This window comes from Sphingobacterium sp. E70 (assembly GCF_019285695.1).
GTDB lineage: Bacteria > Bacteroidota > Bacteroidia > Sphingobacteriales > Sphingobacteriaceae > Sphingobacterium > Sphingobacterium detergens.
Window position 1 is genome coordinate 2180200 of the sequence record NZ_CP079104.1, and the last position, 19390, is coordinate 2199589.

At 39.9% G+C, this 19390-nt stretch carries 25 protein-coding genes and 2 pseudogenes; 9 read left to right on the forward strand and 18 right to left on the reverse strand.

Annotated elements, in window-relative coordinates:
- Nucleotides 1-736: 736 nt before the first annotated feature.
- The 11 genes and pseudogenes from KUH03_RS15565 to KUH03_RS15615 form a co-directional block, all read right to left on the reverse strand.
- On the reverse strand, nt 737-1639 hold the full coding sequence (locus KUH03_RS15565; protein WP_257094590.1) for a DUF2264 domain-containing protein: 903 nt from the start codon (nt 1637-1639) through the stop codon (nt 737-739).
- Nucleotides 1636-2007: a DUF2264 domain-containing protein gene (locus KUH03_RS15570; RefSeq protein ID WP_257094592.1), complete on the reverse strand. Its 372-nt coding sequence runs from the start codon at nt 2005-2007 to the stop codon at nt 1636-1638. Before KUH03_RS15570 ends, KUH03_RS15565 begins: the two co-directional genes overlap by 4 nt.
- A 66-nt stretch (nt 2008-2073) precedes the next feature.
- Nucleotides 2074-2208: a hypothetical protein gene (locus tag KUH03_RS15575; RefSeq protein WP_257094594.1), complete on the reverse strand. Its 135-nt coding sequence runs from the start codon at nt 2206-2208 to the stop codon at nt 2074-2076.
- Nucleotides 2205-2780 carry a glycoside hydrolase family 88 protein gene (locus tag KUH03_RS15580; protein WP_257094596.1) on the reverse strand — a complete coding sequence of 192 codons (576 nt, stop codon included), beginning with the start codon at nt 2778-2780 and terminating at the stop codon, nt 2205-2207. Before KUH03_RS15580 ends, KUH03_RS15575 begins: the two co-directional genes overlap by 4 nt.
- Complete coding sequence (locus KUH03_RS15585) at nt 2777-3346, reverse strand: hypothetical protein (protein ID WP_257094598.1); 570 nt, start codon at nt 3344-3346, stop codon at nt 2777-2779. Before KUH03_RS15585 ends, KUH03_RS15580 begins: the two co-directional genes overlap by 4 nt.
- A 113-nt stretch (nt 3347-3459) precedes the next feature.
- Nucleotides 3460-4359 carry a DUF2264 domain-containing protein gene (locus KUH03_RS15590; protein WP_257094601.1) on the reverse strand — a complete coding sequence of 300 codons (900 nt, stop codon included), beginning with the start codon at nt 4357-4359 and terminating at the stop codon, nt 3460-3462.
- A complete protein-coding gene (locus KUH03_RS15595) occupies nt 4338-4727 on the reverse strand; it encodes a DUF2264 domain-containing protein (RefSeq protein WP_257094602.1) in 390 nt (129 codons plus the stop codon). Before KUH03_RS15595 ends, KUH03_RS15590 begins: the two co-directional genes overlap by 22 nt.
- Before the next feature lie 169 nt (nt 4728-4896).
- Nucleotides 4897-5286 carry a RagB/SusD family nutrient uptake outer membrane protein gene (locus KUH03_RS15600; RefSeq protein ID WP_257097016.1) on the reverse strand — a complete coding sequence of 130 codons (390 nt, stop codon included), beginning with the start codon at nt 5284-5286 and terminating at the stop codon, nt 4897-4899.
- Entirely contained in the window at nt 5286-6581 is a 1296-nt protein-coding gene (locus KUH03_RS15605; RefSeq protein ID WP_257094604.1) for a RagB/SusD family nutrient uptake outer membrane protein, read from the reverse strand. The genes KUH03_RS15600 and KUH03_RS15605 overlap by 1 nt, the downstream gene beginning before the upstream one ends.
- A gap of 325 nt (nt 6582-6906) precedes the next feature.
- A pseudogene (locus tag KUH03_RS15610) lies at nt 6907-8142 on the reverse strand (TonB-dependent receptor domain-containing protein); the annotation flags it as partial.
- Between the two features lie 17 nt (nt 8143-8159).
- The gene (locus KUH03_RS15615) at nt 8160-9944 is read right to left on the reverse strand and encodes a SusC/RagA family TonB-linked outer membrane protein (protein WP_257094606.1); all 1785 of its coding nucleotides are present in this window, start codon (nt 9942-9944) and stop codon (nt 8160-8162) included.
- Between the two features lie 140 nt (nt 9945-10084).
- Between KUH03_RS15615 and KUH03_RS15620 the strand changes: the two genes are divergently transcribed.
- The 7 genes from KUH03_RS15620 to KUH03_RS15650 are packed head-to-tail and all read left to right on the forward strand — an operon-like array spanning nt 10085 to nt 13938.
- Nucleotides 10085-10300, forward strand: coding sequence for a two-component regulator propeller domain-containing protein (locus KUH03_RS15620; RefSeq protein WP_257094608.1), 216 nt, complete (start codon nt 10085-10087; stop codon nt 10298-10300).
- A complete protein-coding gene (locus KUH03_RS15625; RefSeq protein ID WP_257094610.1) occupies nt 10297-10680 on the forward strand; it encodes a hypothetical protein in 384 nt (127 codons plus the stop codon). Before KUH03_RS15620 ends, KUH03_RS15625 begins: the two co-directional genes overlap by 4 nt.
- Complete coding sequence (locus KUH03_RS15630; protein ID WP_257094611.1) at nt 10656-12641, forward strand: triple tyrosine motif-containing protein; 1986 nt, start codon at nt 10656-10658, stop codon at nt 12639-12641. Before KUH03_RS15625 ends, KUH03_RS15630 begins: the two co-directional genes overlap by 25 nt.
- Nucleotides 12638-12994 carry a hypothetical protein gene (locus KUH03_RS15635; protein ID WP_257094613.1) on the forward strand — a complete coding sequence of 119 codons (357 nt, stop codon included), beginning with the start codon at nt 12638-12640 and terminating at the stop codon, nt 12992-12994. The genes KUH03_RS15630 and KUH03_RS15635 overlap by 4 nt, the downstream gene beginning before the upstream one ends.
- On the forward strand, nt 12886-13335 hold the full coding sequence (locus KUH03_RS48660; RefSeq protein ID WP_373564817.1) for a sensor histidine kinase: 450 nt from the start codon (nt 12886-12888) through the stop codon (nt 13333-13335). Before KUH03_RS15635 ends, KUH03_RS48660 begins: the two co-directional genes overlap by 109 nt.
- Nucleotides 13233-13652, forward strand: coding sequence for a two-component system response regulator (locus KUH03_RS15645; RefSeq protein ID WP_257094617.1), 420 nt, complete (start codon nt 13233-13235; stop codon nt 13650-13652). The genes KUH03_RS48660 and KUH03_RS15645 overlap by 103 nt, the downstream gene beginning before the upstream one ends.
- On the forward strand, nt 13630-13938 hold the full coding sequence (locus KUH03_RS15650) for an AraC family transcriptional regulator (RefSeq protein ID WP_257094618.1): 309 nt from the start codon (nt 13630-13632) through the stop codon (nt 13936-13938). Before KUH03_RS15645 ends, KUH03_RS15650 begins: the two co-directional genes overlap by 23 nt.
- A gap of 244 nt (nt 13939-14182) precedes the next feature.
- Here the strand turns inward: KUH03_RS15650 and KUH03_RS15655 are convergent, their stop codons facing one another.
- The 7 genes from KUH03_RS15655 to KUH03_RS15685 form a co-directional block, all read right to left on the reverse strand.
- Nucleotides 14183-14356 carry a hypothetical protein gene (locus KUH03_RS15655; RefSeq protein ID WP_257094620.1) on the reverse strand — a complete coding sequence of 58 codons (174 nt, stop codon included), beginning with the start codon at nt 14354-14356 and terminating at the stop codon, nt 14183-14185.
- Nucleotides 14357-14537: 181 nt separating this feature from the next.
- Nucleotides 14538-14783, reverse strand: a complete 246-nt coding sequence (locus tag KUH03_RS15660) for a glycoside hydrolase family 88 protein (RefSeq protein ID WP_257094622.1) — start codon at nt 14781-14783, stop codon at nt 14538-14540.
- Nucleotides 14784-14788: 5 nt separating this feature from the next.
- On the reverse strand, nt 14789-15292 hold the full coding sequence (locus KUH03_RS15665; RefSeq protein WP_257094624.1) for a hypothetical protein: 504 nt from the start codon (nt 15290-15292) through the stop codon (nt 14789-14791).
- 279 nt (nt 15293-15571) lie between these two features.
- Entirely contained in the window at nt 15572-15820 is a 249-nt protein-coding gene (locus KUH03_RS15670; RefSeq protein ID WP_257094626.1) for a hypothetical protein, read from the reverse strand.
- 104 nt (nt 15821-15924) lie between these two features.
- Nucleotides 15925-16419 (reverse strand): hypothetical protein, encoded by a 495-nt coding sequence (locus KUH03_RS15675; RefSeq protein ID WP_257094628.1) that lies wholly within the window; start codon nt 16417-16419, stop codon nt 15925-15927.
- 163 nt (nt 16420-16582) lie between these two features.
- Nucleotides 16583-16906 carry a hypothetical protein gene (locus tag KUH03_RS15680; RefSeq protein ID WP_257094630.1) on the reverse strand — a complete coding sequence of 108 codons (324 nt, stop codon included), beginning with the start codon at nt 16904-16906 and terminating at the stop codon, nt 16583-16585.
- Between the two features lie 215 nt (nt 16907-17121).
- Nucleotides 17122-17508, reverse strand: a complete 387-nt coding sequence (locus KUH03_RS15685) for a hypothetical protein (protein ID WP_257094631.1) — start codon at nt 17506-17508, stop codon at nt 17122-17124.
- A gap of 540 nt (nt 17509-18048) precedes the next feature.
- Between KUH03_RS15685 and KUH03_RS15690 the strand changes: the two genes are divergently transcribed.
- Together KUH03_RS15690 and KUH03_RS15695 are read left to right on the forward strand one after the other, a co-directional pair.
- On the forward strand, nt 18049-18174 hold the full coding sequence (locus KUH03_RS15690; protein ID WP_257094632.1) for a twin-arginine translocation signal domain-containing protein: 126 nt from the start codon (nt 18049-18051) through the stop codon (nt 18172-18174).
- Nucleotides 18175-18200: 26 nt separating this feature from the next.
- Nucleotides 18201-19315 (forward strand): annotated as a pseudogene (locus KUH03_RS15695) (Gfo/Idh/MocA family oxidoreductase).
- Nucleotides 19316-19390 lie beyond the last annotated feature (75 nt).

Sequence of the window (19390 nt, forward strand, 5' to 3'; positions counted from 1 at the left end):
GATTGGTCAAATTCCATGACACAAAATGCAAAAAAAAAAGATAAGATATTGCTGTTTTCCGACGACATTTTATACAACTATCCCAAACTATACCCTTGTTACATAAGATTTAATAATATTGTTGAATCCCAAATCCATTATATCAATTATTAAGATGCAAAACAACACATAAGACCAAGATAATCCGAGTCGACAAAGTCCCCTTAGCTCCCTTAAGATATACCAAAACTAAAGTATAAGACAGGTCTTCAATTAGGGGCCTTACTTTCATTTAATAGGGACTTTAGACGGACCTCATCCGGACTTCACCCGGACCTCATTCGGATGAAAGCGTATAATATCCCCGTTATACCCCTGTTTGATATCAGTTAATTTACAAGAAGTATACTAGTTAAAGTAAGCTTTTCCCCACTTGTCTGTTAAACGAACCAAACCAATTATAAATGAATTTATGGCACGAGTAAATAATGAAGCAAACAATAGTCGAAGAACAGTCAAACCAGTACCGAGATTGAAACAGCCCTTAAAAGACAGTTATTCATTTAGACTGAAGCGATCCTCAATTCTATAAAAAAACGCCTGCCTCAACAAAATGAGACAGGCGTTTTAAAATCGATTATTTTAAGAATATCCAACCAAGGCTTTAACTCCTTATTTTAGGGATTTCCATGCACAGCATCCAATAGCATTACGATCAGAACTAACACATCGTTTGTTTTCATTTTTATTGTGTTTGTTATTTCTTCCGTTCTTTGTAAACATCTGCTCCAATAATATCCGGCGTCAATGTGTGATCTATAATCATTGTTTCACCATTCCACGCCTTTTTAGCTGTCCAACTTGCATCAGGGGCAGCCCACAGCGGATCGTTTGGCGGTAAGCCCAGAATAATAAAGGCTTCTGAGCATAAATATTCACTTCCGGTAGAAACATAGGTTTCGCCCACTTCTGGTTGATGGCCAGCAAAACCAATATTTAACCAACCGGAGCTATTAAAAGTTCCCGGCATTTCAATCTGTCTTTTTATTACCGTATAAAGCGCACATCGCACTTGAGCCGGTTCGATTCCTTTTTCTAATTCGTGCATATACGCAATTTTGGAAAGCAGCTGAAAAGCACCGAAACGGTAACTCAATGAACGTCCTACTGGTGGATAAGTCCCTTCAGGAGAGATTAAACGTTCTTGTATGGTCGCGTATCTTCTGGCGCGATCTAAGAATATAGGATAGAGGTTTGCTGTATCTAAATTAGCATTCTTCAGTTCTAGGCTAGTTTCTAAAAGCATCGGATGTATTACAAAGCTATTGTAGTAATCGTAATGAAAGTTAGGGCCGTCACCGTATATTCCATCGCCTTTATACCAGGAAACCATTAAGTCAATAGCGCTGTCCAAACGACTTTTATCAACAACTTTATCATATTTTAAGAAAAAGGCTTCGATTTCGGAACTAAATAACACCCAGTTATTACCATAGGCATTCATTTCGCGGGTTAGGTTAAATGCATTGATCACATTTTTCTTGGTCTGATCATCTAATTTACCCCAGAGTTGATTTGGAGACCTTAAAAGCGCCTGCGCTAAAAATGCAGCATCCACCAACGCTTGACTTTGTGTTTTGGGATGCTTTCTAAAGTTCATATAATCCGGATTATCGGGATCCGTCGCATTTTTATACAGGCAATGGATAAATCGATATATTTCTTTCTCAACTTACCTTCGGCTGTATTATCCGGCCCAAGTTCAAGCCAAGGCGCCATTCCAGCCATTAACCGACCGAATGCTTCCAAGTAAGTACAACCTGTCCGGTCCAGATTGTTACGCGATTCGATCGGCATCGTTTTAACTAATTCACCTTTACTCAATGCCATTAATACAGGATCAGCAATTTTGGTAAGCGTTTTCACCAGATATGCCCGCTGTTGTAGACCATTATTTTCCTCTTTCTTTTGAGCAAATAATACCTGTGGCACTAATAATATGATAATGACTAACTTTTTATAGTTCATAGTACTGGAATTATTTATTTTAAAATGGAACTAGTTTCCCTCATCCGTTATCCATAGATAATTCCCTTATTGTTTGATCACTTTTTCGCCATTGAGCATTCGGTCATATCTGATCAATGCCTCTACGTAATAATAATCGGCATAAGTCAATGGCACATCTACCTCCGTCTTATGCGGAATAGAACCAACACTATGTTTCAATATATACCCCCAGCTTCTTTGTAATCTGCTTTGTATGGTTTCGAAGAAAGTGACTTTAACATCTGCTCAGCTTTGGAAATGTACAACTGACTTTCACTGCCCTTTGTATATTGTGCCAATTCCAACAATGCAGAAGCCGTAACCGCAGCAGTAGAAACATCGCGCAGATCCTTTTGATTATAATACTTACTTTCCTTGGTCAGTTTATTTTGATCCATATCCCAATACGGAATCAGATCCTTTGGAAGATTGGGATGATTAAGGTAAAACTTAGCGATATTCCTTGCTTGTTCCAGGTATTTCTTTTCACCTGTTTCGCGGTACATCATGGTATATCCATATAATCCCCAAGCTTGTCCCCTTGCCCATGCAGACTCATCGAATGCTCCTTGTGCAGTCTTTCTCGATATTATACTTCCATTATCGGGATTATAATCTACCACATGATAAGAACTGTAGTCTTTTCGATAATGGTTAACCATTGTCGTATTTGCGTGCCGTATGGCAATATCCCGAAATCTTTTGTCTCCTGTCATTTTAGATACTTCGGTCAAAAATTCCAGATTCATCATATTATCGATAATAACAGGATATGTCCACGGTTGCCCGTCCCAGTTCTTACCACCATCCCATGAGCGGATAGTTTTGGAGCTTCATGAAAGCGTGTTGCCAATGAAGCAGCACCCGTACTTAACACGCCTTTATATGCTGTAGAATCACCTGTTAACCGTAATGCATTACCAAAACTACAATAAAGCATAAACCCAAGATCATGTGTTCCTTTATTGTTTTTCTCCTTTTCTAAATGTTTTAATTTTCGTTTTGCCTCATTCAACAACTTCTCGTCTTTTGTATATTCATAAAGATAGAGTACTGTACCTGGATAAAATCCGGAGCACCACCAGCTAGATCCCCAATTGACATATTTCCCATCTTTAAAGGTGGTAGGAATATCCGACTCCTGGATGGACGAAGCTAGATAGTTGATCTGTTTATGTGCATCTTCAAGATTGGTTTTGACAAATTCTTTATTCAGTCCTAATTTGGCTGTTGTTAAATTCTTCTGACTAGAACATGATATTGCTTGTAGACCAAGCCCGATCATTAATGCTCCTGAAATATAGTGTTGTATCTTCATTATTAGTATTGAGTATTGAGATATGAGTATCAAGATTTTACTTATACAAGTCTAAGACCTACCTAGTATCTCTATTTTTTTAGTATTTAGATTATGAATAAAAGAACAAGGAATTAGTAACTGACGTAATAATCTTTTGGAAACTGTTCCGCATTCCAGCACTTCTGTGATGTCCATTTCTGTGGGGCACATGTCCAGAACTCATCCGTAGCAGGTAATCCTAAGGGTAGGAAAGACAACGATGCCACATACATTGATCCGGCGTTGGTATAATAGTCGGCCAAATTTGACTGCTGGTCTCCAACCACCCCCATACGCAGCCATCCCGACGGAGCGAAGGTTTTGTCAATATAGATGTGTCTGAGTACTGCAGTCAGGGCTGCCCTCACTTGACCTTTTGAAATATCGTCCGGTAATTTATTTTCTAAGGCTACGGTTGCCAAAGGTTGAAACGCTGCATTCTTGTAGGTAGACGAACGTCCTACAACCACATAGTATCCTTCAGGCGATATCATCCGTTCTAAATGATGTGCATAACGCTGCATGCGTTTATAGGCACGTTCATACATTTCTTTGTATTTTCCACCAGCGGAGATATTATGACGAAGCGATTCCACTTGCATACAATGGATCACATAGCCATTGTAATGGTCAAAGCTAAAATGTGCCCCATCACTATACCAACCATCGCCGACATACCATTCCTGATCAAATTTATTGACCGCATAGTCTATTTTCTCACGCGCGCATTCCTCGCCAGCACTATATAGGAAAGTTTCGGTCATTGCAGCAAAAAGTAACCAATTGCTTTCATTTGGTTTGATCTTACGCAATAGTTTGAATTCTTCGACAACCCTTTTCTTTGTTACCTGATCCAATGGTTCCCAAAGTGCTTTGGGTGCTCTCAGGAACGCAAGGGCTAGATGTGCAGCATCTACCAGTGTCTGCGATGAGGGGCCGCGCCATGTAAAATAATCTGGAGATTTAGGATCTACACCATATTGAATACCCAATAAGGCTTGATCACGTAATTTTTACGTAATTTCCCTTCTTCCGTTCCGTCATCAGGTAAAGCCAGCCAAGGTGCCATGCCTGCCAGCAATCGACCGAAAGCCTCGAGATAACCAACTCCTGGATCTCTACTGTCAAAAGTAGGACTTACCTCCATCGGCATCTTTTTGCGCCATTGTTGTTTACTGATATTATCCAATATAGGTGTGGCGATCTTGCTTAGTATTGAAACCCAATAAGCACGGTCATTCCCAGCATAGCTTATACTTTCATCAGATAAAACACTTGCCTCCGCCCCTATTGGTAACGAGGCCGTCAATGCACCAATCCCAGCACCGCCCAAAAATTTTAATACAGATCTTCTCTTCATTGATAACGGTTTATAAATAATGTATGCTCAACAAGCACACACAAAACATTAAAAATCTTTATTTTAAAATAAAAAAACAAACGAAAAAGAATCAATCGCTCTAGCAAACGATTGCGTGAGCGATTGATAACAAGTTCTTTACAAAAGGAGAAATATCTTTCCTGATTTCTTAATCATCCCAGCCACTGTTTTGTGTCAATGATGTGTTTCGTTCCCGTTCCACTTGTGGAATTGGCCATGTATAAAGTTGATCACCTCGCCAGTCATATGGAGAAACAACTCCTCCCCATGCCTGTTTAATTCCATTTCCGGTGTAAAATGATGTTTCTTTCAATGTTTTCCAACGCAACTCATCAAAATAGATAACACCTTCGCACATCAATTCACGGCGGCGTTCTTCACGAATTTCTTTTCTGAGATCCTGCTCACCTATCCCTAATGGTAATTCTCCAACTCCGGCACGCTTTCTTACTTCGTTTACTTTTAACACAGCTTCACTAGGCTTTTTCGATTCATTCAGTGCTTCTGCCCATAATAAAAGGATATCTGCATATCGCATCACAATATAATCATAAGCGCCTGCCTCTCTATTGGGAATACCTGGGTTAGCTCCTCATAAACAAACTTACGTGGGTAATAGTAAAAATTAGGGACAATATCCGTTCTCAAGTCAAACACACCACCAAATTCTTGCCGATATGGCCACCTTGAGGTGAAGGTTTGGTCTGTCGCGCCATTTGCTCCCACAAAAGTAGAATAAGGCAAAATCACGTTGCTTACTAACCTTGGATCTCTATCTTCATAGGCTTTCTTAAGTCGTTCTTCATTACCTGTTGGCAAATACAAAGACATATCAAGCTTATTTGTAGTCCGTTTCTCAATGTTCGATATTTCAGTAGCGGTCAAATTATTCCGTAAGAAAAATACCTCCCTTTGACCCGGTGCCATCTGATTATAACCTGGCAGGTAATCATCCCAATTAAACTTAGATCCATCTTTACGCTGATAGCGATCTATCGCATCAGGATGGACCAAATAGGTATTCCAATTGGATCCAAAAGCTGATCGTGATCCAAACCTGAATTGGTAATCTGAACCATATCCTGCCAAAGCGATATTTTGGATACTAAATATAATTTCAGGGCTTTGCTCATTATCACCTTTAAAAAGGTTTGCATAATTACCAAATAAGGTATGTCCCATATTTTTGACTTGCTCAAAGTCGGCAATGGCTTTTGCCCATTCTTGCGTATACATATACACCTTACCACGAAGCGCATGTGCTGCAGATTTAGTAACTCGCCCAAACTCGGCCTTTCCTTTATCATAACGATTTGGCAATAGAGGTTCATTGATACAATCCGTCAGATCTTTGATAATCAAATCCCAGACTTCTTTTTCTGTACTCCTTGGTTTATCCACCTTATCCCACTCGATTGGTTCAGTATAAATCGGAACTCCCTTATACAGTTGATTTAAGCGATAGTAATGGAATGCGCGCAAAAATTTCATCTCTGCAAGTAATCTTGCTTTCTTTTCGGGCCCTACAGGTGACACATTGGTGATACCATAGATCGCATTATTACTCCGGTGAACACCTTCATACAAATTTTGCCATGTAGAAGAGAAAATACCCGATGACGCAGTAGCCGTTGCATTCATCAAGGTTGAATTGTCCCTTCCCTGAAGGGTAACATAGGTGTCATATACATACAGCATCTGACCTAAACGCAAGCCTTGGTAAACACCATTTACACCTTGGTCAGTAAGATTTTCTGTTAGCCACATATTATTGGTTAATACCTGTGTTTTGGGTACGGTATCCAATAAATCTTTCTGACAAGCAGAAAACAATGTTGCCGACCCGATAGTTACTCCAAGCAGTATTTTTTACTCCACAAATTATATTTTTTATATTATTTTTCATGATCTTTCTATTTTAGAATCCAATATTCAAACCAAAAGCAAATTGTTTCATTGTTGGATATTCTGCTCCTGCACCAACTTCTGGATCTAATCCTGGAAAGTCCGTAAGCATCAGTAGATTTTCACCTGTAAAAATACCCTTAAGCTGCGTACTTTAACTTTTTCAGTTAGTTTCTTATCAAACGTATAACCTATTTGCAAATTTCTAAGCTTTAAAAAATTTGCCTTATATAACCAATAATCGCTTGCTTGATTATTGATATTTTTCAGAAGTGCCATATTTCAATCTAGGGAAATATCCATTTTGATTGGTACGTGGATCATTTGGCGCCGCCGGGTTATAGAAATAATGGTCATCTGCAATACGAGTGGTCACCTGGTTACCAAGAATCAATACATTATTATTATAACCAATATCTGTCCAGTAATACTGTCCTCCGGCCTCTCCTGCCCAAATCATAGACATATCCAGACCTTTATAAGAGAATCCAAGATTGAATCCATAGATATATTTAGGATTTGTCGACGTACCGGTAAAGTACTGATCGGCATTATTTCCATAAATGCCATCTCCGTTCCGGTCGGCATAAACCAAGTCTCCATAATACATCCGTGCATTCGCACCATAGCTATCCGCAATGGCTTGGGATGAGGTTATAAAAGAATAGCCCGCAGCCTTCATTGCTTTTGCCCATTCGTAATCCTGATCCGTACGGATCATCCCTTTGGTAGGTCCTCCATTGATATTAACTGAACCATCGGCATTAAAATAACTACCATCACCTTGATATACCTGACGTAGATAGAATTCATCCAGCTGGTATCCCTCAAGTCTCCGGTTTACACCACCTGTGGATACATCACCTAAGTTAGTATTCCATACCATTTTTCCCGTTCCGTCATCAACCATACCTTGAACCAGCTTACCTTGGTATTCCGTGACTTTATTTTTATTATATGAGAAATTACCACCAATGTTATAACTGAAATCCCCAATCTTATCCCGCCAGTTCAGATTGAGCTCAATTCCGTTATTACGCATAGCGGCTTGATTGTAATAAGGACCACTAGCAGTACCCGCCGTAATTGGCATTTGTGCTGTACGAATAATATTTGACGTTTTACGATCGTATAAACTTAGTTCCACAGATGCACGACGGTTTAATGTTGCAAATTCCAATCCAAGCTCTTTATTCTCGGAATCTTCCCATTGCAACAAGTTATTGCCAAAACGTGACAATGCTAGTCCATTGGCTTGAGCTCCATTAAATGAATAACCCACCGAACTATATACTCCGTGCCAGCCATAGACATTCAAATCATCTCCGCCGTCATTCCCTAATTTACCCCATGAAGCCCGAAGTTTAATATCCTGTACATAAGGATTGACAGCTTCCATAAACGACTCCTTAGATAAGATATAACCAACAGAAGCAGAAGGAAATGTACCGTATTTTCGTCCACGCCCAAATTTTGAAGCCCCATCCCGACGTAAACTGAATTCTGCTAAATATTTTGCATCATAGTCATAACTGGCACGACCAAAAAGGAACGCATGGAGTTATCAGATTCGCTTCCAGAGATACTGTTCATCTCCGTTCCTGTACCGATATTGGTAATAGTCGCATCGATCAATCCTTTTCTAGAAGCACTAAATCCGGAATCGTTGTAATAAAATTCATTATGACCAACTAATGCGCCAATCGTATGTTTACCAATCGTTGTGTTATAACGCAATACGTTATCGAAAGATTTTCTGTAAATTTTACCATAAGACTGTCCGGTCGTCGAGTTCGCAAGGTTAACAGGTGTCGATGTAATCGTCATGGTTGAAAAGTCATAGCGTGGTGACGGATCAGACCAGGTTTTCACTTCATCAAATCGGCTCTGGTAGTTAAATTTCGTTTCAAATGTCAAACCCTTCCAAAGTTTAACATTTGCAAATAAGGTAGCGTTGAGTCGTGTACGCTCATTACTTCCCTTATTATCGTAAAGATAGGTCATTAAATTGTTCAGCTGCGATGATTCACCGGAGCTGAGTACAGCGCTTCCAAACTTACCGTCATACATTGGGTAAATACCCGGTGTCGTTTGTCGCAAGAAATTATACAGATTGGCATCGGAAGCCATAGAACGGTCTTCTTTCAGAATAAATGTCTGTGTACCGACTGTCAGGAAATTGGTAACATCTGTCTCCAGATTCACCCGTCCTTCATAGCGCTTCATCCCTGTGTTGTGCATAATGCCCGGGTTGTCTTGTATTCTTCCGGATAGATTATAGCGGATATTTTCACTCCCTCCCAAAACACTGACGTTATGACTCTTTAACCAAGCATTCTCATAAATCCAATCTCCCCAGTTGGTATTGGGATAGGCGACATAATTTGGTATGCCCTGAGCGGTCACACCATTTGGATCAGCATTTGCAGCTGTCCAGGTATCAATAGCGCTTTGCGTATATGGACCTTTCTCGCCTATATTTTCTGCTGCTTCTTGAAACAAGCTCATATGCCTCAAATAATCGCTTAGAAATTCAGGCTTCGCGCTTGGTGTCGTTCTCGAAAACAAACCTGAGTATTTTATTTGAGGTGCTTGTCCGCTTTTTCCTTTCTTTGTTGTAATGACAATAACTCCATTCGCAGCCCGTGCACCATAGATCGCTGCCGAAGACGCGTCTTTTAATACTGATATTGTTTCAATATCTTCTGGATTTACAGCATCCATTACCCCTTGAATACCATCAATAATCACCAAAGCATCATTATTGTTCATGGTACCTGTACCACGTACGCGAATGGTTGCTCCATCACTACCGGGCTTACCATTGCCGACTTTCACCTGAACACCGGCAGCCAGCCCCGACAAAGCCGAGGATACATTCGTCACAGCCCTGCTCTCCAGTTTTTTTCCATCGATAGTTGCGACAGAGCCCAATAGTTTAGATTTCTTCTGTTGCCCATAACCCACAACAACAACCTCATCAATCGCCGAGCTGGCACTTTCCAACGTTACATTAATGGCATTGCGGCCATTTAGTACAATCTCTTGATTTTGGTATCCTACATAGGAAATTGATAGTGTTGCGTTAGGATTCACAGATAAGGAATAGGTTCCCGATCCATTTGTGGAAGTGGAGAGCGTTCCGCCCTTCTCCCGAATGGTTACACCTGACAAAGGTGTTCCCTGACTGTCTTTGATTTGTCCCGTTACATTTATTTTTTGCTGGGCATGAACTGCACCTACAGAAAATAGTGTCATAGCGGACAATCCAATTGCGTAAAACTTAGCCATACTTTAGGAAATTGGTTTTATAATTAAAAATGGTTACTTAACTATGTCAAAATTGAGCAAGAACGACGATTTAATAGGGTGATTTTTATAAATATTAAGGGGTAAAATCTTAAATTTGATGCTGTAACCTCTATTTATCTATGAAATTTCCAGCACAACAGATTCGAAGCATTGTCGTCACTTTACTACACCTCTGTTCAAGTATCATTTGTTGTGCCCAGCACTTTAGTTTCGAAACACTGACGCAGGATAATATCCTAGACAAACAAGCAGTACTGACAATCGCGCAGGATCAACAGGGTAAATTATGGTTTGGTGGGGAAACAACCTATTTATTTACGACTCCAGAAATGTGACGAATGTTTTAGTCACTGACTCCATTTTCAAAAATGTAGATTACATCAATAAGATTAATATCAATTCGAGAAATGATCTTTTTATTGCAACTGCAACGAAACTCTTCATCTTTAATATTGACAAAAGAAAACCCGTCTATCAACAAGACAAGCCCTTTGATCTTCCCTTAGCTATTCATGATATTTATATTCACGGCAATCAGACCATCCTCTGTTCCGCTCGTGGACTCTATCTTGCTATTCCTTTTGGAAACTCCTATACCATAAAACCGGTTCTGACCCGCAATCATGTCCAAGCTATTGTTCCGGTTAATTCGAAAACATATGCAGTTGCCAGCGATAGTGGTATTGAATTTTGCACATTAAAAATAATACCCTAACACACATCGATCGTATCTCATTACCACTAAAAAATCAGGGTATTGTTAGCTCTTTGTATTACCAAAATGGCATATTATGGATAGGAACAAAACTACAGGGATTATTTCAATATCGATTATCGGATCAACATTGGCAGCACATTCATGAAGGGAACAGCAACCTCCTAAGTAATAACATCCGAAAAATCAATAAAGGCCCAAATAATACATTAATGCTGGGCACACTAAAAGGGCTTTCTGTCTTTACAGGCAGTACACCTTTTATTAATTACAAACACAATACTTTGGTTCCGCATTCGCTAAGCCAAAATTCCATTTACGATATATTTGTCGACGATCAACAAATTATTTGGTTAGGCACTTATTTTGGAGGTATCAATGCCATTTATCCAAACATGATTCCCCTACATGTTTATTCGAGTCGTGAGTCTCCTCAAAACAGGCTAAATAGTGATATTATTGGCAGTTTTGCAGAATCCCCAGATGCTTATTGGATCGGAACCGAAGAGGAAGGAATAAATCTTCTAGATAAAAAGACGGGAATAATGAAGCCTTTTCCCCAGCTATCGCGATCAAATCTAATCAAGGATCTATCAATACGTGACAGCACCCTCTATGCAGCACAACATGGTGGCGGTTACTCGATCATTGATTTAAAAACTAAAACTGCACAACATGTCCTATTAGACAAAAATCCGCTCCATTTAAAAAATAATATCTATAGCATCTATGCCGGAGTTGATAACTATCTGTACCTGGGTACAAATGCTGGTTTATATATTGTACCTCCAGGGAAACCTCCATATCCGGTCAAAATACTTCCTACCACATTAACGGATATCCAAGCGGATAACAAAAATTGTGTTTATTTTTTATTAGCGGGACGGCTTTACAAGCAAGATCCTAGGACAAAAGTTATTCGCCTATTTACGGATCCAAAATTATCCATTCAAGGGTTTTATGTCCATCCGGATGGCGATATCTGGTTTACAACTGCAACTGAATTATATCATTTGGGCGATATCAAGCCATTGGCCCGTTTTCACAATAACACCTTAGGCTGGCCTGTCATGATTGACAAACATTTCTGGATCAGTAGCAAAAATGGACTGATTTTCCTCGATCCAACCACAAAGTATACTACTGTCCTTAATCAGTACGATGGTTTTCCTGTTAAAAATATGCAGGGAGCTAAGGTCTATAGCAGCGACGCCGGTGTTTTATTCGTGACGACATTGAATGGCTTAGTTTCGATAGACACCCGAAAAATCACCTTTAATCAGAAAAAACCGAACGTGCTTTTTAGAAATATATTTCTTGAAGAGACGCCATTGAACTATAGCCGCATCCAACAAGGTGATCACCCCAACAACTACAGATTGCAATTACGTTATGACGAGAATTTTATCACAGTCAATTTTTCGAGTTCCAATTTTATTAAACCACATAAAAATAGATATCGTTATAAACTCGAAGGTTTTGATAAGGATTGGATAGAAACCAGTACACCAAGTGTCAGATATACCAATATTCCTGAAGGACGACATATACTCAGTGTATATGCCAGCAATAATGACGGCATCTGGAGCAGTACTTCGCTACAAATACACATTGATATAAAGCCGCCGCTCTGGAGAACTTGGTGGGCTTACCTCTTATATGCCGGACTATTTACCCTCGGCGTACACTTTGTTATCAAGTTTGTTGTAGAACGCCAGATGCTGATTAATTCTGAAAGGGAACAGGAAAAGAAAATCAAATTCTTTACACAAATTTCGCATGAGATCCGTACCCCACTGACCCTGATCACTGCTCCTCTGGATGAAATCATCAGCGAAACGGCCAACTTATCGACTACGCAATCTAAGATAAAACGGATTAAAAAGAACGCGGCCAAATTATTGGGGGTTGTTAACGAGCTACTTGATTTCAAAAATTTGATGACAAGCACTTCATCTTGAAACAAAGCGATATCCCCTTCAGGGAATATATTGAAGACACATTCTACCTCCTCAATGATCTTGCGCAGAATAAACATATCAACTATTATATCCGACAATTGGATGCCGTAGGGTTACAATCCATCGACGCTGTTCAATTCGACAAGGTCATGTTCAATCTATTGTCAAATGCCATTAAGTATACCCCGAGAATGGCACCGTTTATCTTGAGCTCCTTGATAACGAAGACAGCATCATCATCAACATTGTTGATAACGGGATTGGCATTTCAACGGACAATCAATTCAAGATCTTTGAAGAGTATTATCGGGAGGAACAAGCAAATGACAGTATCGGTACCGGTATTGGACTAGCCTTAACCAAACAGATTGTCCTACAGCATCAGGGAGAGATCCGTTGTTTTACCATGAAAGATGAAAAAGGAGAATGGACGGTGTTCAATCTACGTTTGCCTAAACTATCGAAAGTACACATATCCTCTCCCTCAGATTCCCTGATGACCGTAATAGATGAATCAAATTTAGCAACTCCGTCCGTAATGGACAGATCTTTGCAACAGACCATCCTCATTGTCGAAGACAATAGAGAACTATGGATACCATTGTCCATTTGTTTCAGGACAGCTATACTGTCATTACAGCTGTCAATGGAGAAGACGCCTTATCGAAAGCGCAAGAGTATATCCCAGATTTGATCTTATCTGACCTGATGATGCCTTATATGAATGGAGCCCAGTTATGCCAGGCTGTAAAAACAAATATTGCTACAAGCCATATTCCAGTTATCCTGCTGACCGCAGTGACAGACAGTAACTCACAGACACAGGCTTTACAATACGGAGCAAACATTTATCTAACAAAACCTTTTGATAATAGGCTGTTGTTTCTATCTGTACAGAATCTCATAGCCATCAGTCATAAAAGAGCAAGGAATTTCAAGTCAAAAGACAGATTTCGACAACGAACTGGATGCTCAATTTATTGCCACATTGGATCAACTAATCGAAGATAATATGCAGTCGGATAACTTTGATGTTAATTTTATCTCCCGAAAGATGGGCATGAGCACACCTATTATTTATCGAAAACTCCGGGCGATATCCAACCTTTCAATCAATAATTATGTAAAGATGTACCGACTTAACAGAGCTAAAGAGTTGCTGCGATCTTCCATGAATATTAGCGAAGTCGCCTATGCCGTTGGGTTTTCCGAAAGAAAATATTTCAGTAGGGAATTTAAGAAACAATTTGGATATAATCCATCAGAGCAAGTAGCGGATTCCTCCGAAGATGATTAAAACACAAAATGGATTAGAAAAGGGATTAAATATTTGAAAAGAGACTGTAGTAGGACAGTAATAAATTTAAAACTAACAAAGGCGCTTAAATGGGCGCCTTTGTCATCTTTATCTTGGGATCTTTACAGTGTTTACTTCGCGATTTCTTTAATCAGTGGTTGGCCATCCAAGAGTCTTTTATAACGGATCAATGCTTCTACATAATAGTAGTCCGCATAGGTCAATGGTACATCAATCTCCGAATTTAAAGGAAGCGCCCTACACTATGCTGAAGAATATAGCCACCGTTTTGACCATAAGCAGCCAAATAAGGTGCTTGGGATAGATTTTTGATCATTGTCTCCGCTTTATCAAAGTAAAGTGCAGATTCGTCGCCTTTGCTGTATTGCGAAAGTTCCAGTAAGGCCGAGGCATACAAAGCCGCAGCGGAGACGTCCTTAAATCTTTATTGGGGTACATCTTATCAGTTGCAGCGATCTTATCTTTATCAAAATCCCAGTATGGAATTAGATCTGAAGGCAAATCTGGATTATCAAGAATGTATTTCGCTATCTGCTGTGCCTGCTTTAAAAACTCCTTTTTCTTTGTTTCACGGTACATCATGGTATAGCCATATAAGGCCCAACCCTGTCCCGTGACCAGGCTGACTCATCAGATGCACCTTGATGTGTCTTCTTAGCGCGAACTTTACCTGTATTCTTATCATAGTCGATCACATGGTAAGAACTATAATCTTTCCGAAAATGGTTTTTTAATGTTGTTTCAGCATGGGTGACTGCAATATCATAATACTTTTTATCTCCGGTTATTTTAGAGACCTGTGTTAAAAACTCCAGGTTCATCATATTGTCTATAATGACGGGATAATCCCAGGACCCGTGATCCCAGGAACGGATAGTTTTGTCTTCGGACTATAACGCGATGCCAATGAATTTGCTCCTGTTGTCAAAACTGGTTCATATTGTTGTGTGTTTCCAGTCAATCGAAGGGCATTTCCAAAACTACAGAACAACATAAAACCCAAATCGTGTGTACCCTTATTATTCTTCTCCTTTTCTAAGTAAGTTAATTTGTCCTCCGCTTTCTTTAGTAGATCTGGATCTTTGGTTCCTTCATATAAATAGAATAAAGTCCCAGGATAGAATCCCGAACACCACCAACTTGATGACGAGAAAACTTCCTTGCCATTTTCAAATGTTTTCGGAAACTTATCTGCCGGTGTTTCCTTATCCAAGACTTTAATCTGCTTGGCAGCTGCATCCAGTTGCTGTTGTACAAACTCTTTTGACAGTTTCAATTTCACAGTTTGCCCATGGACCAAAGTACCTGTTCCCAGAGCAGCCCATAAAATCATAAAATTTGCTTTCTAAATCTCATTAGTTATATTCCCTTTCTATACGTTGTTTACTTTAATTATTTTAATCTATATTGCTGTTATTTACTTTCACGGATAGCGACTATAGCTCCCTTATTGAGTTCTAATCTGATTAAACCATCCTCCTGCTTCGTATACTTACCCTTTCCTGTATTTTAACGATTGGGTTAAGCATATCGAGCTTTAGCTTTAATGTTCCACCGTATTGGCTTTTAACTTCAACGGCTACTGTATTCCCATTTTTACGTTGTGCAGAAATCAAATTCCCCCATCCGCTAAAAACTGGTTAAAGGAGACATCCTTCCATTTGCTCGGAACAGCTGGGAATACGCGCAATATCCCATTCCAATATTGCAGACAGAGCTCCTGTATACTTGCCATGGCGGCCAACGGCGTCTCGATCACAGGGCCACTTTCCGCATAGAGAGTATTCGCTTTTACATATTTGTTCAATAAAACATCCAACGAGGCTAAAGCCGCATCGCCGCGTCCCATCATGGCATACATCGAAGCCGCCCCTGAAAAGGAATAGCCCTGAAGCCATTGCTTTTTACTCTGCCAATATGCAATAGATTTTTCAATCAGCTCCCTGTTTTCCTTTTGATCCCAGTTTACATCATAAAAGGATAAATCATCATCAGATGCGAATAGTGTCGATGTGACTCCTCATAGGGCACATCTTTGGCAATCATAAAACCATCACTATTTTGTGGGTATTCAACCAAATGTTCCAGCACATCCTTCCATACGGCATGAAGTGGATCGTTGCCTCCACGTTCGTCATCTAGTTCCAGTAAAGCCTTTAAGCCCCACGTTAGGATTGATAGGTCGTAGTTTGTATTATAAGCAAATCCTTTTGAATATTCAGGTGAATAGGTTTTAACAGCGATCGCATATTTCCCATTTTGATCTTTCTCCAGCAAATGCAAATGGTAGTTGACTGCTTCCTTCAAAAGTGGGAATAAACGATCATATACATCTCGCGACAGTGTTGCCCGATAATACTGATAGTAGCTGTGCAGTAGCCACACAAGGTTACCAAGTTCTTTATCACCATCAGAGGCTTTTTCAAGGGAGACACCTTTTGCAATAATACTGGGCTCCATAAATCCGGTGCAGAAGAACGACCCACCGCTATACTATTGTAGCGATAGGGTTCCGGAACATTAAGACGCAGATTATCCTTATTTTGGTCAATCATTTGAATCAAGGAATTAGCGATATCCAGGTGATTTGCTTTAAAAGTCGGTGAATAGGCGAGCTGCATATTTAGGTTGAGCCAATAAGCTGGCCAGGAGTGGGACTCGTCCACGGCCCTTGCAGATCCATAGCTGGCTTGTCCGATCTGGTTGCGCTTGCCAGCTTGTACAATTGCATATCATAGAAACCTTGATAAATTGGATCAGGCAGTTCTAGTGTAGATGCCATAAAATAGTTCTTCCACCATTGACGATGTTGTGCCAGCCCCTGCGCTATTTTCCTATTGTCGATTTTTTTGAGATAGTCCAGCGTTTCTTTTGTAAAATCCTTTCCTTCTTGGCTGTAGCCAACTGTGATAACATACCTGTCAAGCTCTTTGGATGATCGAAGCAAATAAGCTGTGGTATATCCCCACCCGCTGTTAGTGCTTGTTCATAGTATTTTATATGACCTTCTTGTCCATTCTTTCCAGCAGGATTGGCAAGGTATGCCTTCGGTTTTTGGGTATAGGAAAATTTCATGCGTGGACTGATTGCCGAATCGGCCACCCAATTGAGCGTATACTTTCCCTTAAACTCTTTTTTGACACCTCCAATAAGATAATATTATCATTGGAAAGTGTTGTCGTTTTCACTTTGATCTGTCCCTGATCTGTCGAAACAGTTGCCATGGCATAAGCCTCCTTTAGATGGATATCCCCTGCTTTGGACGATTGCACTCCCCAGGTCCAGATCAAAGTGCCCCAATTGCAGGCGGGCTTTATCGAACAACTTGTCCTCCGAGTTTGCACGGTGATCATATACATCCGTTCGGCCGATGTCAATACGCACAGATTTTTTACCCGATAGGTAAGTCATCGTTCCCAATAGACCATTCCCTGTAAACACACCCTCATATATCGTATTTCCGAGTGGCGTAACTTTAAATTGCCCAAATCCCATTGCGGGTAGGATTGTCGCAAAAATAATTATGAATAGTGTTTTTGGTTTCATCATATCGGTTTCCTTCTTTTGAAGGCTCCATAAAGATGCTTGATTCTCCAAGCATAATCAAGCTTGTTTTACGAAAACGATTGAGTGGCTTCACGATTTTCCGGTATCCTAATACCTGGTTTTTGTGAGTACCCACTGGATGAATACAAATTAAGGCATACTATTCAGGTATTAAATAGGACCAATAAATCGATCTGTCCTTTCAAAATGCCACATACTGCGACTCTGTTATCACAAGGTGGATTAGATTGTATTCTAGAAAATTTATGCGCTTTAATAAGAGATTCAAGCAGTACAGTTCATGTAACAATTCTGTATCTAAATACTAGCGTGGGACAATAGAATCGAACCTTATATACGAAAGAAATGAATTTAGAGCTATCCTTTTATTATTTTTTCATAAAACAAGAAGAAACAATACATAAAATTTTAGTTATCAGTTTATATTTATCAGTTTTTATCTATTTTTAGGTTCAATATCCAATTGCAGTTAATTTTAACAGCCTAAAATGGATCAATTATAAAACAACTAATCCAACCAACATGAAAGAACAGAATTCATCAAGGCGTGATTTCATTAAAAAATCAGTGGTAGGTGCTGCAGCATTTTCTATTGTACCACGCTTTGTACTTGGAGGCCAAGGCTATCTTGCTCGAGTGATCATCTAACCAAAGGAGTAATCGGCGTCGGAAATATGGGCCGTGGACACTTCGGCTATGCCGGAACAAAAACAGTTGCCATCTGTGACGTTGACAAAAGCCATCTTGCAGCCGCACAAAGTGACTTGGGTGGCGGCATAAAAGAATACCACGATTTTAGAGAATTAATCAAATCTCCAGAAGTAGATATTGTCCACATTGCAACTCCGCCGCACTGGCATGGTCTTATGTCCATAGAGGCTGCTAAAGCAGGAAAAGATATCTGGTGTGAAAAACCAATGACGCGTACGATTGGTGAAGGTAAGAAAGTGAAAGAAGCCATTGCACAACACGGAAATATGTTCCGTCTGAACACCTGGTTTCGCTTCAAAGATGATTTTTATGGAATGAATGTACCTGTTAGTAAAATCAAAAAACTAGTAGATACAGGCATGTTGGGTTGGCCATTAAAAGTAACGATAAGTAAGCATACAGGATTTGACTGGAAATTCTACTGGGTAGGAAAAGAAAACTTACCGGAAGAACAAGTTCCCGCGGAATTAGATTACGAATTTTGGCTGGGTCCAGCACCGTATAAACCTTACAATAAACATCGCGTACACACCACTTTTAGAGGATATTGGGATTATGATGGTGGTGGATTAGGTGATATGGGCCAACATTATATGGATCCTGTACAATATTTCTTAGGCAAGGACAATGAAAGCCCTGTGAGTGTAGATGTGGATGCACCACAACAACACCCAGATGCCGTTGGTACCTGGAGACGCATTACGTTCACTTATGCTGATGGCTGTCAGATCATTTTAGATGGTGAGGCCAAAGATGAAAAAGCGGCTTATATTGAAGGGCCTAAAGGTAAATTATATAAAGGATTTGCGTCCGATATTCCTGATCTGGAAAGAAAACTGGCGCAATACCCTGAGCCTGCACCACAAATCACCGACTTTTTGAATCCGTCCGGACACGCGAAAAATTCGCTCTCAATGAAATAAATGGGCACCGCTCCTGTACATTGGTTAATATGGGATTAGCAGCACTGCGCCTCAACCGCTCATTAAAATACGATTCTCAAAATGAGCAATTTATTGATGATGACGCTGCAAATCGTTTAATTCACCAACCAATGAGGGGTCCTTGGTCTATCTAACAATTATAATCCGATGAAATACCATGAACGCAAAAAGACTTCAGAACACTGGATGGATAGCAGTAATCATGGTAG